This window comes from Micromonospora sp. NPDC049004, from assembly GCF_040649315.1.
GTDB lineage: Bacteria > Actinomycetota > Actinomycetes > Mycobacteriales > Micromonosporaceae > Micromonospora.
This window is the reverse complement of record NZ_JBEZFG010000004.1, coordinates 348,066-360,783: the sequence shown is the minus strand read 5'-3', so window position 1 is coordinate 360,783 and position 12,718 is coordinate 348,066. Positions and strand designations below refer to the sequence as shown.

Here is a 12,718-nt window from a genome sequence, read left to right as displayed (position 1 = left end):
CGACCGCTTGACCTGGAGCGCACTCCAGCCGCCAGGGTGGTCCTCGGGCGCCCACCGGCAGGGCGCACGAAAGGAGATCCCCATGCGGTACCGCACGATCGGCACCGACCCGGCGACCCGGCGCGAGGTCAGCGTGCTCAGCCTCGGGGCCATGCTGTTCGGCAGCGCCACCGACGAGGCCACCTCGTACGCGATCCTCGACCGGTACGTCGAGGCGGGCGGCACCTTCATCGACACCTCGGACAACTACGCGTTCTGGGTCGACGGCTCGCAGGGCGGCCAGAGTGAGGAGCTGCTCGGGCGGTGGCGGCGCAGCCGGGGCGTCGGCGCCGAGATCGTCATCGCCACCAAGCTGGGTGCCCGTCCGTTGGCACCCGGCACCAGCTACCTGGACAACGCCGAGGGCCTGTCGGCGAAGGTGATCCGCGAGTCGGCGGAGCGCAGCCGCGACCGGCTCGGCGTGGAACGGCTGGACCTGCTCTACGCACACATCGAGGACCGCACGGTGCCGCTCGCGGAGACCGTGGAGGGCTTCGCCGAGCTGGTCGCCGAGGGCACTGTCGGCCTGCTCGGGGCGAGCAACCACCGGGCCTGGCGAGTGGAGCGGGCCCGCGCGCTCGCCGCAGCCGCCGGCCTCCCGGGGTACGAGGTGCTCCAGTACCACCACAGCTACCTGCCCCGGCGCACCGACCTGGCCAGTGAGCTGGACCCGGACGGCGACCCGGGCGCCGCCGGCGGTGACCTGCTCAGCTACCTGCGCGCCGAGCCGCAGCTGACCCTGGTGGCGTACTCGCCGCTGCTCAAGGGGGCGTTCACGCGGGCGGACAGGCCGCTGGGCGCGGAGTACGACCTGCCGAGCGCGCCCCGGCGGCTGGCCGCCCTGCGGGAGGTGGCCGGGCAGACCGGCGCGACGGTGAACCAGGTGGTGCTCGCCTGGTTGCTGGGCGGTGACCTGCCGACGATTCCGCTGGTGGGGGCCTCCTCGGTGGCCCAGCTCGAGGAGAGCCTGGCCGCTGTGGAGCTGGAGTTGACCGCCGAGCAGCGGCACCGCCTCGACACCACCTGGTGACCCGCGGCGACCGCCCCGCCGACCTCAGTCGTCGGTCGGCGGGGCGGTCAGGTCGAGCTGCCAGTCGTTGGCACGCATCAGGTGCCCGGGTGGGTACTCGAAATTCGTCTCTCCGAGCAGAGTGAAGCCCGCCTTGCGGCAGACCGCGTTCGAGGCGGGGTTGTCGACGGACGGGTACGCGTGCGCGTAGCGCCGGTCCCGTCGGGCGCGAACCACGTCGAGAGCCGCGCGCACCGCGACGGTGGCCAGCCCCATTCCCCGGTACGCGGGCAGCACCGCCCAGCCCAGCTCGTACACCTGTCGGTCGCGCCACTCGCGGGCCCAGTAGCCGACGCTGCCCGCCCGCGCGCCGTCCGGCAGTACCACTGTGAACATGCACCCCTGCCCGCCCTCGGCGAAGTGCACGTACCGGTCGTGGCGGGCGAGCACCTGCTCGTCGGTCTCCGGGCCGCCGGTGTGCCGGCGCGTGTCAGGTGAGTTGAGCTGCCGCAGCAGGTCGAGATCATCCTCGTGCCACGGCTCGATGCGTACCTGCGTCATTCCGTTCCCTTCCTCGACCCCAGTCAAGCCGATCCCACCGACATTCCGGCCCGAAACAGCGCCCGCTAGTTCCGATCTAGCGGGCGGGCGGTCGTCACCTCGCGCCCTGTGGTGGGCGGCGTCGTTGACCTCACCGACCACGACGTCGCCGGCCATCGGACGAGAGGTAGGGATGATGAACAGACGCTCAACCGGCCTGGCCATCGAGGCAGAGGGGCTCAGCCGCTCCTTCGGGGAGACCCGGGCCCTGGCCGGCATGGACCTGCGGGTGCCCGCCGGCACCGTCTACGGCCTGCTCGGCCCGAACGGGGCGGGCAAGACCACAGCGGTCCGGGTGTTGGCGACGCTGCTGCGCCCCGACGGCGGCACCGCGCGGGTGTTCGGGCACGACGTGGTCACCGAGGCGGACAAGGTCCGCAGTCGGGTCAGCCTCACCGGCCAGTACGCCTCCGTCGACGAGGACCTGACCGGCACGGAGAACCTGGTGCTCCTGGCCCGCCTGCTCGGTCTGCGCAAGCCGGCCGCCCGCGAGCGCGCGGCGGCGCTGCTCGCCGCGTTCGGGCTGACCGAGGCGAGCGACCGGCAGGTGAAGAAGTACTCGGGTGGGATGCGGCGGCGCATCGACATCGCCGCGAGCATCCTCAACACGCCTGACCTGCTCTTCCTCGACGAGCCGACGACGGGTCTCGACCCGCGCAGCCGCAACCAGGTGTGGGAGATCGTCCGGGCCGTGGTGTCGCACGGCACGACCGTGCTGCTCACCACGCAGTACCTCGACGAGGCCGACCAGCTCGCCGGGCGGATCGCCGTCGTCGACCACGGCCGGGTGATCGCGGAGGGCACCCCGGGCGAGCTGAAGTCGTCGGTCGGCTCCGGCACCGTCCACCTGCGACTGCGCGACCCCGGTCAGCGGCCGCAGGCCGAAAAGGTGCTCCGCGAGGCCCTCAACGTGCCCGTGCAGCTCGCCGCGGATCCGGTCGCGTTGACCGCCCGGGTCGGCGAGGCGGGCAGCGACCTCGACGCCAGCGCGCAGGCCGCCCGCGCGCTCGGTGACCTGGCCCGCGCCGGCATCGTCGTCGACAACTTCTCCCTCGGTCAGCCGAGCCTGGACGAGGTCTTCCTGGCCCTGACCGATCATCCGGCCGTGTCGGCCGACGAGCGCGACGACGAGCTGGAGGCAGCCCGATGAGCGACACCACCACCACTACCGAACGGGCGCCGTCGGTCTACGTACCGTCCGCCGAGGCGCTGGCGACAGTCCTCGCGCCGGGCGCGCGGCCGGCCCGACCCAGCGCACTGGGGGCGTCGCTCACCTTCGGCTGGCGGGCCCTGCTGAAGATCAAGCACGTGCCGGAGCAGCTCTTCGACGTCACCGCGTTCCCGATCATCATGGTGCTGATGTTCACGTACCTGTTCGGCGGCGCCCTCGCCGACAGCCCGCGTGACTACCTGCAGTTCTTCCTGCCCGGCATCATGGTGACAAGCGTCGTGATGATCACCATGTACACCGGCGTCGGCCTGAACACCGACATCGAGAAGGGCATCTTCGACCGCTTCCGGACGCTGCCCGTCTGGCGGCCGGCCGCCCTGGTCGGCATGATCTTTGGCGACGTGCTGCGCTACGTCCTCGCCGCCCTGGTCATCCTCGGCGTCGGGTTGGCGCTCGGCTTCCGACCCGCCGGCGGCGTCGTCGGGGTGGCCAGCGGCATCGGGCTGCTGGTGATCTTCTCGTTCGCGTTCTCGTGGGTGTGGACGTTCTTCGGGCTGATCCTGCGCAGCGAGAAGTCGGTGATGGGGGTCAGCATGATGGTGCTGTTCCCGCTGACGTTCCTCAGCAACGTCTTCGTCGAGCCGAGCACCATGCCCGGCTGGCTCCAGGCGTTCGTGAAGGTCAACCCGGTGACGCAGCTGGTGGCCTCGGTGCGCGCGGTGATGGCCGGCGAGTCGGACCCGTCCGCCACGATGTGGCTGCTGGTGTGGAGCGTCGGCTTCGTGCTCGTCTTCGGCACGCTGACCATGTACAAGTACAACCGCCGCTGACCCCTCCCGTCCCCTACCGCCGCGATCTTGCACTTGCTGCCCCGACAAGAGTGGCGAAACCCCCTATTTCGGGGACCGAAAGTGCAAGATCGCGGCGGTGGGGTGGGTTAGAGGCGCCAGGGTGGGCGGGTCTGCGGGAGGTAGCGGCAGGTGGCGCCGGTGGTGACCGAATCGCGCAGGTGGTTGGCGAGCGCGGGATGACGGTCGTCGAGCTTGCGTAACGTGTCGCGGATCCGCGCGGTGACCGTCTTGCGGGCGCGTTCGGCCTCGTCGCCCAGGCGTCGGCTGCGGCCGGCCAGCCCCGCCGCGGCGCGCAGCTCGTCGAGCAGCGCGCCGCGCTCGGCGTCCAGCGCGACCACCTTCGCCTCGTCGCCGCGTGCGGCGGCGCGGTCGATCTCGTCGTCGAGGCGGGTCAGGTGCCGCCGGTAGCGGGCCTTCGCCTCGTCGTCGAGGACCGGATCGCCGCCCATCCGGCGGGCGGCCGCCAACACCGGCCCGGCGGCCGGATCGAGCAGCTCCACCGCCGGCACGTCGCTGCCGGGCCGACTCAGCAGCAGCTGCAGGTCGTGCAGGCCCTTGGCGTCGGGCAGATGCGCCACGACTCCGGCGTACGCGAGCCGCCAGACCGGACCGTCGCGTCGAAAGGCGTACCCCTCGGTCGTCGAGTCGGGCAGCGTCACCTCACGCCGCCCGACGACCTGGCCCACCTCGAAGGTGCGGCCCGGAAGGCCGACCCGGTCCGGCCCCGCGTCGTCGCCCCGGCCGGCGACGCGGTCCGGCCCGGCGGTGCGACCCGGCCCGGTGGTCCGGCCCGGCTCGGTGGTCCGGCCCGGCTCGGCGGTGCGACCCGGCTCGGCGGTGCGACCCGGCTCGGTGCTGCGGCCCGGACGGCCGACGTGGTTTGGCCCGGCGTCGTCGCCCCGGTCGGCGACCTGGTCCGGCTCGGCGTCGGCCGTTCCCGGGACGGCGAGCCGCAGGAGCACCTGTCGCATGCCGAGGGCGGTGGCCTCCCGTGCGGTGGTGGCGCGCAGCTCGGCACGCGTCGCGGCGTCGCCCGGGTGGTCGCGGCCGGCCAGGGCGTTCACCAGCCCGGCGCGAGCGATGAGCGACCAGGGGCGGGAGCCCATCCGGTCGGCGGCCTCGCGGGCCGCGGTGAATCCGGCGATGGCGTCGTCCCAGCGTTCCTCGGCGGCGTCGACCACGGCGAGCCAGTGGTCGACGGGCCCACTGATGTCGCAGCCGAAGAGCCCGACCGCCCACTGCCCTCGGTGCGGGGCCAGCGCGGCACGCGCGTCGCGGCAGCGTTGCGGATCGCGGGACGCGGCGGCGGCCTGCGCCCGCAGGCGCAGCCACAGCGGTGACACCGGGCGCGGGTAGTGGATGTCGGCGGCCTCGATGACGGCGGTCAGCCGCACCGCCGTCTCGTCGTCGCCGCGCTCGGCCGCCGTGATCGCGGACAGCAGCTCCCGGTAGGGGTAGTCGGTCGGCGCCCATTCGTGCAGCAACGCGTCGATCTCGTCGAACCGCCCCTGCAACAGCAGCCGGGCCCAGCGCAGGTGATGACCCATGAAGGCGAACTCGGCGTGCCCTGGGTCGGACAGGTCGGTGATGACGGTGAACCGCTCGTCGGCCTCGGCGAAGTCGCCCCGGAACGCCGCGATGATCCCGCCGTCGACCGCAGCCGCCATGCGGGGACGGGCCAGGTCGCCCTGCTGACCCACGGTGACGAAGGCGGTGAACTCCTCGACAAACCCGGGGTCGCCCAGCTCCAGCAACGCCACCCAGCGCAGCGAGGTAGCCCACAGCTCGGTCTCCCGGTCGCCCGAGCGACGGGCCACCTCCCTGATCTCGGCGGTGAGCGCGGCTCGCGCCGCCGCGGTGCCCAGACCCCAGGTGGTGTCGTGACGCGCCCACAGGCTGAAGGTGAGCGCCTCGTCGTCACGGCCGGAACGCGCGATGGTCTCCGTAGCGGTGATCAGATCGGCCACCAGCGTGGCCACCGACGCGGTGGCCGACGGCTCGCCGATCAACCGCTGGTACGCCTCGCGCACCAGGTTCGCGGTGTCTACCGAGCGGATGGTGTCGACCTGGCGCGACCGGTGCACGGTGAGCGCGACGCGGGCCAGCAGCAGCGGGTCGTCGAGGGTGCGGGCCAGCGTCGCGGCCTCGGCGAGCAGGCGTACGGCCTCGTCCCGACCGGCGTGGTGATATTGCACCTCACCGAAGTCGACGAGCAGCCGGACCCGCTGCGCCGGGTCCTCGACGATCTCCAACGCCCGGCGGAAGTGCACCCCGGCCTCGTCGGCCGCGAGCCGGGCGAACGCGTCCCGCCCGGCGGCGACCAGCAGCTCGACGACCCGGGCCCGGTCGAGCGACGGGCCGGCCAGGTAGGCGTGTCGAGCCAGGTCGGCCGGGATCAGCCGGTCGGTCAGGGCCGTCGGCGGGTCCACCGCACGGACCACCGCGGCATGGCGGGCCTGCCGGTCGTCGGCGGTGAGCCCGTCGTAGAGGGTCTCCCGGACCAGGTCGTGGGCGAAGGCGAACCGGCCACCGCTGCGGGCCACCACCAGCCGGGCGGTCACCGCCTGGTCGAGCAGCCGGTCGACCTGGGCCGCCGGCGCCGCCGCGCTGGCCGCTAGGACCTCCCGGTGGAACTCACGGCCGAGCACGGCGGCAACGGTCAACGCCTCGACCACCGTCGCGGGCAACTGGTCGAGCCGCTGGCGCACCGCCTCCCGTACGCCCGGCGCGATGGTGCCGGTCGTGCCGTCGGCATGCCACAACCGGGCGGTCTGTTCGACGAAGAACGGGTTGCCGCCGGTACGCCGATGCACCTCGCCGGCCAGGTCGGCGTCGGGCTCCCGCCCGGCGGTACGCGCCATCAACGCGGCCACCTCGTCGCGGGCGAGGCCGGTGAGGGTGATCGTGGTGGCCTTGGCGACCAGCGGCATCAGCAGCGGACGCAGCGGGTGCTCGCCCGCCTCGACCTCCGCGTCGCGGTACGTGCCGATCAGCAACAGCCGCTCGAACCAGGTGTGCTGCGCGGCGAACGCCAGCAGCCGGAGCGAGGCCGGGTCGGCCCAGTGCAGGTCGTCGAGGACGACCACCACCGGCCGGTGCGCCGAGACCGCGACCAGCGCGGCGGTCACCGCGTCGTACAGGGCGAACGCCTCCTGCTCGGCGACGTGGCTGCCGCCGGGCGGAGCGGTCCAGGTGGCGGCGAGGCCGGGCACGTCACCGCCGGTCTCGCCGAGCAGGGCGGCGAGGGCCGGCTCGGCGTCCGGTCGGGCGAGCGCCCAGTCGTCGGCGGAGCGGCGCAGGGCGCGCAGGACCTGCACCCAGGGCCAGTAGCCGGGGGCGCTGTCGGAATCCCAGCAGGCCGCGCCGAGCACGAGCGCGCCACGCTGGCGGGCCTCCCGCGCCACCGACGTGACGAGGGTGGTCTTGCCGATGCCCGGCTCGCCGGTGACCAGGACGAAACCGCCGTGGCTCGTGGCGGCCCGATCCAACTCGGCGCGCAGCAGACCCGCGGGGTGATCCCGCCCGATGATGGCGTCGCCGACCCGCGCGTCCATGGTTCCCAGACGGTACTGGACCCCACCGACGCTGAGCGTCTCGCTGTGACTGCCGACAGGCAACTGCTATCCCATGAATCCCTATACTTCCCTATGGAATTAGGATAGGGGGCGATGACGGAAGAAATGTACTCGGTGGAACAGGTTGCCGACCGGCTCGGCCTGCACGTGCGGACGGTGCGCGGCTACATCCGCTCCGGCCGGCTGCGCGCAGTGCGGATCGGCAAGCAGTACCGGATCGCCGCCAGCGATCTCGACGCGCTCACCGGACGGCCGCCCGCCCCCAACGTGGCCGGCCAGGCGGAGGTGTCGAGCATCGTGCAGATCGACGGTGTCGACCGGGCCGCCGCCGACCGGCTCGGCACGCTCGTGCTGGCCAGCGTCAACACCGGACACGACCCGGCCCGGCCGCTGCGGGTGCAGACCGTGCACGACGATGACCGTCGCCGCCTGAAGATCATCATCCTCGGTGACCCCGCAGGCACCGCCGAGGTGCTGCACCTGCTCGACGCCGTCCTCAACGCCGACAACGGCCTACTCGACCGGGAGGTCCACGATGCCTGACGAGATCCAGGAACGCGCCGGAGTGCCGGTGCTGGTCTGCGACCCGGCCGGCCCGATCGTCGCCACCGAACAGGACGCGCTGGACCTGATCGGCGCGGCCTTCGCCGGCGCGCAGGTGGTCGCCGTGCCCGCCAACCGACTCGACGAACGCTTCTTCTCGCTGGGCACCCGCTTCGCCGGCGACGTAATGCAGAAGTTCGTCAACTACCGACTGCGCCTGGCCATCGTCGGTGACATCTCGACGCACCTGGACGGCAGCTCGGCGCTACGGGCACTGGTGCACGAGTCGAACCAGGCCGGGCACATCTGGTTCGTCCCCGACCTCGACGCCCTCGACGAGCGCCTCCGCGCCACGGCGTAGTGCCATCTCCACCGCGTCCGCTTCCACACCGTGGCTGTTGGCCTGCTCGGCCGCCCAGCGCAGATAGGCCAGCCACTCCTCGGCCGACCAGCCGTTTGGCCGGTGGACACCGGCTTTCGCGGGAAGACGGCTGGCCACGACGCGGTCGAGAACCAACGGCTGCACCCCGCCGACGCCACGCCGGTAGCCGACGAAGTAGAGAACCTTGGTGACCAGGCCCGGCCCCAACCACGGCAGCCGAGCCTGGTCGGGGTCACGCAAGCGCCGGTACGCCCTACCCAGCGCAACGTCGTCGGGCGTCGGCCCCGACACGCCCTCGAGCGCGTACGCCAGGCGCGTGCCCTGCGGGTCGGCGGCGAGCGACCTGGCGGCACGCCACGGCCCGTAGCCGATCGGCCCGTAGGCCCAGGCCAGCACGGCGGCCAGCAGTTGCCGCGCGCTCGCCGACCCGGCCCGGTACGCCTCGGCGACCGCAAACGCGTCCCGCCGCCAGATCACGCCGGTCGACGGGAGGCTGTCGGGCCAGGCATCCGGCGGCAGCCCACGCCGCCAGCGGTCGACGCGAACCGCCACCGGGACCTCATCCGACACCATCACATCTCCGGTCACCTGCATGGCCGCCCCCTTTCGATCCTGCGCCTGCCGTCGGACGCTACGGACGGGGACGCCCACCTGCGGACCGCTGACGCCATATCGCGGTATCAACCGGGAGCGGGCTCACGACTAGCCGCCCGGCGACCGGGTACGCGTGCCGCATGGGTAGCCACAAGCAGAACAAACACGACAGTGGTGGCGAGTCGGCGCGAGGTCGGCGCCATCCGGGCAGCGGCGCTCCGGGCCGCCAGGGTTCGACAGTTGAGCATTCGCCAGACCAACGGCACCGCCGTACAGCGACCGGCCCCGCCGGCACCGAACGCGACCAGGGCCGGGCCAAGGTCTCCGGCGACGGACGGATCCAGCGCCAAGGCGGTTCGTGAGCCGAGTCCCATAGCCTCCCGGAAGGCGACGTCAGCCGGTGCGAGCCGCCGGCGGGCGAGCGCCCAGCAACTCGGCGAGGCTCACCATCGCGGCCTGGAAGCCGACCCGGTCGGCGGCATGGAACCGTCGGAAGAACCAGCCGGGTACGCGGGCCTGCCTTTGCCGAGTGTGAAAGAAGCGGTGCTCAAACGCGTACACGACTCGGACTCGACTTCACCTGAGTTATGGATTCCGTCTCTCAGGGAGCGGGGACATCAGGCCAGGATCACCTGTTACGCCATCAGTGCCGCCCGGAGGGGCGAGCGCCATCGCCAGCCGCTGAACCGGAGCCCGGAAGTCGATCTCGTCATTGCCATAGAAGGCACGGTAGAAGATTCCACTAGGCGCTCGCGGGGCCTGGCAACGTGTCCTGAAGAGCACATCTTGCACCTGCCGCGACAGCAATATCAAGTCGGCGTCCGGCAGCGCTCCAGCGGCCTTCGTCGCAGCCTTCAGGACCTCCTCCTCCGCAAATACACACGCACGTTCGCGATCTTTCGCGATCGCTCGTTGCTGACGAACAACATCTATCCCCAGCAATAGCCCACCCAGCGATGGAATGTACCATCGCAGCACGATTTCACCTACAGTAAAATCGCCGATAAATCCCACTACCGCGCCAGCGAGGGTCCACACCAACAAGACTCCCTGAATCACGTTCGCGTACCGCCGTCGAATCCTCGAACCCCATCCGAGATTCTGGATCTGACGAGCGAGGACGTTGAAGGGACGCGGAAGGTTCGGCACGTGATCCCAGTCATCGGAGATTTTCCGTCTCGCAAACTTGCCGCTCAGCCGACTGACATCTTCCGAGCGAACCACGGGGCCCGCAAGGACCGTGTTCCAACCCAACCCGAACAGCTCCGCTTCGAACATCTCCTGGAGCTTGGCAGCGCGATTTAACTCCATCTCGACCCATGATGCGAGACCAATCGAATACACACCCGCCCACACAGCACCGAGCACGGTTATCCATGCTGCGGGAAGTGCTGTCACGGTGACCACCGCACCAGCTACGGCAATAACCGCCGACAACGCGAGCCGAACACTCGCTAGAACGCGAACTCGCGCGTGTGAAACCGACATGGCCTTCAGCGTCGTCAGCGCCGAAGGCGTGATCTGAGCTTTGACGAACAGGGGCTCAGGCGGAGGCATGCGGGCACTATACCGAGCGACTGCAGGATTGAGGATTGCCCGAAGACCTAAGTAACATCGGTGCCGATGAACCAGAAACTCGGTCAATACGCCGCTGACCTGGACCGACATGTTGGCGACTCAGAGGTGCTGCGGGCTCTCGAAGCGTGGGCACAAGATCAATCGCTTGCCGTAGACGTTCCCGGAGTGCCTTGGCGCCGACGTGGCGGCAGTGGAGCACTGCTGGTGCGGCTCCAGATCACCTCCAGCCGGAGGGCCGCCAAGCCGACTGACACGTTGATGAAGGTCTGCGCCCAGGGAAGCCCAGCGAACGAGCCAGAGAATCATGAACGAGCCTGGCTAAACGCACCAGCGTTCGCAGGTCAGCATCTCTTCATGCAACTCTTTCCTCCGGTTGCCATGAAGGACGGACGCACCATCATGTTCCTGGAATCGCCCAAGGCTTTTCTGGACGCCAGGACATTGGGAGAATTGCCGACTACTCTCCAGCGGGAAGCGGCCACGGCAACCATCCGACTAGTTTTCCGAGAATGGAACAATCCTGGGAGTCTCAGACGGATAACCACCTCCGCCAGGAGCTTCATCCGCCTCGAATTGGGCTGCACACCGCAAGAAGATGATGCCGCCGGGACGCGGATCGGTCAAACCGGCCCCTCGTACACCCAAAGCGACGCGGCCGACCCGGTGATTCAAGTAGGCATGCTGCCATCGGGGCTGCTTCAGCGTCTGGCCGGCAGATCCCACCTCCGCGCCAGGTCAGTCGAGTACATATCAGGGCACAGCCACGGAGACCTGCACCTAGACAACATTCTTGTACCTCCGACAATGGATCCGAAGGTCACGGCTCACGATATCCGCCTTATCGATCTCTCCGGATACAATCCGTCTGCCCCCCTGTCACGAGATCTGGCCGCCCTCCTCCTCTCTTCCGTCCTGTCGGCGGTTCGAGATGGAATGCCCGATTCGCAAAGCAAAGCCCTCACCCATGCACTGCTGAAAGAAAGCCCGACGGTGACTTCAGCAGCAGATGAGTCGACCTCCACTCTTACGGTTCAAGCGATACGCGCCGCAGCTGTTGGCTGCTTAGACCCATTCCATCGTCAGATTTTTCATAAGCAATACCTGCTCTCGCTGCTATCCCAGTCACTGCTTTACACTTCGTACAGCAACGTTGGCCGGTCAGGCCATCATTGGTATCTGAATTTAGGCGCCAGAGCCGCAGATGCCTACACCGAGGCTCAGCCGTATTCTAAATAGACACAAGTCCTGAAGCAGCGCCAAGTGCGAAAGACCCGAGGCAGTCAGCTCGCCGGGCGCTGACGCCGCCAGGTGGGAAAATCTGATAGACCTTCGTTAATCACAGTTACGATTCGGCCATGCGTGCCCGCCGCGTCACCGCCGTCGTCGCCCTCGCCGTGCTGGCGAGCCTGCTCACCGTCGCCTCCGCCCGCGCCGACGACACCCCGGCGCTGAGCACCCCCGGCAGCCCGACGGTGCTGGCCAACGAGCCACACCGGCTCACCCTGACCTGGGCGCCGGCCGCCTGGGCGGGTGAGCCGACCGGCGACGGTCCGATCAGCTACGAGGTGCAGGTGCCGCTGGGCCCCTACACGTACCGCCTCCTCGGCACCACCACCGCCACCACCCTCACGCTCACCGACCTGGCGCCCGGCACGGCGTACCGGATCGCGGTCGCCGCCCGCGCGCCCGGCGGCTATTCCGACAGCTCCCCCACGACGACCGTCCGCACCGCCGCCGGCCGGGCCACGGTCAGCTACCGCAACCTGGACTGGTCACCGACGAACAACCAGATCCAGTACGTCCTCCAGGTCACCAACACCGGCGGCGGGCCGCTCGAACTGAGCACCGTCCGGGTCCGCTACCACCTGCGCTTCGAGGGCGGCAACACCTCGCTGGTGACCAACTGCGACTGGGCCGCGCTGGGCTGCGACACCGTCCGGCAGACCGTGCAGTTCTTCGTCCCGCCGACCATGCCGGGCACGCCGACGCCGCCCGGATATCCGATCCCGGGCACCACGATCCCCGGCTGGATCGAGCTGACCTTCACCGGCGGAACGCTCGCCCCGGGCGCGTCGACCGGGCCGATCCAGCTACGCCACCACCGGCACAGCTGGAGCGACATCGATGAGCGCGACGACCCGAGCTGGCTCGCCCCCGCAGGGCAGTGGACCGAGAACGACCGGATCACGCTGGACGTCGACGGGGTCCGCGAGTTCGGCGACACGTTCTGACGCAGGCGCGGGTCAGCGGGTGAAGGTGACCGGCGTGTGAATGCGGGCGGCGGGGAAGCCGAGGGACCGCAGACGCGACCGGACACCGGCCAGCATCGCGGGCGGACCGCACACGTTGACGGACGCGTGCCGCGAGGACCGGGGT

Annotated in this window: 12 protein-coding genes; 7 read left to right on the top strand and 5 right to left on the bottom strand. The window is 70.3% G+C overall.

Features of this window, described 5'->3' with window-relative positions; genetic code table 11:
• Window positions 1-82: 82 nt before the first annotated feature.
• Window positions 83-1,069 carry an aldo/keto reductase gene (locus AB0B97_RS14995; protein WP_357493916.1) on the top strand — a complete coding sequence of 329 codons (987 nt, stop codon included), beginning with the start codon at window positions 83-85 and terminating at the stop codon, window positions 1,067-1,069.
• 24 nt (window positions 1,070-1,093) lie between these two features.
• Here AB0B97_RS14995 and AB0B97_RS14990 read toward each other — a convergent pair whose 3' ends face one another.
• Complete coding sequence (locus AB0B97_RS14990; protein WP_357493914.1) at window positions 1,094-1,609, bottom strand: GNAT family N-acetyltransferase; 516 nt, start codon at window positions 1,607-1,609, stop codon at window positions 1,094-1,096.
• A gap of 175 nt (window positions 1,610-1,784) precedes the next feature.
• Between AB0B97_RS14990 and AB0B97_RS14985 the strand changes: the two genes are divergently transcribed.
• Together AB0B97_RS14985 and AB0B97_RS14980 are read left to right on the top strand one after the other, a co-directional pair.
• On the top strand, window positions 1,785-2,798 hold the full coding sequence (locus AB0B97_RS14985) for an ATP-binding cassette domain-containing protein (protein WP_357493912.1): 1,014 nt from the start codon (window positions 1,785-1,787) through the stop codon (window positions 2,796-2,798).
• A complete protein-coding gene (locus tag AB0B97_RS14980; RefSeq protein WP_357493910.1) occupies window positions 2,795-3,649 on the top strand; it encodes an ABC transporter permease in 855 nt (284 codons plus the stop codon). Before AB0B97_RS14985 ends, AB0B97_RS14980 begins: the two co-directional genes overlap by 4 nt.
• A gap of 107 nt (window positions 3,650-3,756) precedes the next feature.
• Here AB0B97_RS14980 and AB0B97_RS14975 read toward each other — a convergent pair whose 3' ends face one another.
• Complete coding sequence (locus AB0B97_RS14975) at window positions 3,757-7,224, bottom strand: AAA family ATPase (protein ID WP_357493908.1); 3,468 nt, start codon at window positions 7,222-7,224, stop codon at window positions 3,757-3,759.
• Between the two features lie 114 nt (window positions 7,225-7,338).
• Between AB0B97_RS14975 and AB0B97_RS14970 the strand changes: the two genes are divergently transcribed.
• Together AB0B97_RS14970 and AB0B97_RS14965 are read left to right on the top strand one after the other, a co-directional pair.
• A complete protein-coding gene (locus AB0B97_RS14970; RefSeq protein WP_357493906.1) occupies window positions 7,339-7,788 on the top strand; it encodes a helix-turn-helix domain-containing protein in 450 nt (149 codons plus the stop codon).
• Window positions 7,781-8,149, top strand: a complete 369-nt coding sequence (locus AB0B97_RS14965) for a DUF4180 domain-containing protein (RefSeq protein WP_357493904.1) — start codon at window positions 7,781-7,783, stop codon at window positions 8,147-8,149. The genes AB0B97_RS14970 and AB0B97_RS14965 overlap by 8 nt, the downstream gene beginning before the upstream one ends.
• Here AB0B97_RS14965 and AB0B97_RS14960 read toward each other — a convergent pair.
• The 3 genes from AB0B97_RS14960 to AB0B97_RS14950 all read right to left on the bottom strand — a co-directional run bounded on the left by AB0B97_RS14960 (window position 8,054) and on the right by AB0B97_RS14950 (window position 10,321).
• Complete coding sequence (locus AB0B97_RS14960) at window positions 8,054-8,764, bottom strand: hypothetical protein (RefSeq protein ID WP_357493902.1); 711 nt, start codon at window positions 8,762-8,764, stop codon at window positions 8,054-8,056. The genes AB0B97_RS14965 and AB0B97_RS14960 overlap by 96 nt on opposite strands.
• A 393-nt stretch (window positions 8,765-9,157) precedes the next feature.
• On the bottom strand, window positions 9,158-9,325 hold the full coding sequence (locus AB0B97_RS14955) for a hypothetical protein (protein ID WP_357493900.1): 168 nt from the start codon (window positions 9,323-9,325) through the stop codon (window positions 9,158-9,160).
• Window positions 9,326-9,349: 24 nt separating this feature from the next.
• Window positions 9,350-10,321, bottom strand: a complete 972-nt coding sequence (locus AB0B97_RS14950) for an S-4TM family putative pore-forming effector (protein WP_357493898.1) — start codon at window positions 10,319-10,321, stop codon at window positions 9,350-9,352.
• Between the two features lie 66 nt (window positions 10,322-10,387).
• Here AB0B97_RS14950 and AB0B97_RS14945 point away from each other — a divergent pair, with 66 nt between their 5' ends.
• Together AB0B97_RS14945 and AB0B97_RS14940 are read left to right on the top strand one after the other, a co-directional pair.
• Complete coding sequence (locus AB0B97_RS14945) at window positions 10,388-11,578, top strand: hypothetical protein (protein ID WP_357493896.1); 1,191 nt, start codon at window positions 10,388-10,390, stop codon at window positions 11,576-11,578.
• A gap of 119 nt (window positions 11,579-11,697) precedes the next feature.
• A complete protein-coding gene (locus AB0B97_RS14940) occupies window positions 11,698-12,573 on the top strand; it encodes a cellulose binding domain-containing protein (RefSeq protein WP_357493894.1) in 876 nt (291 codons plus the stop codon).
• Window positions 12,574-12,718: the final 145 nt, after the last annotated feature.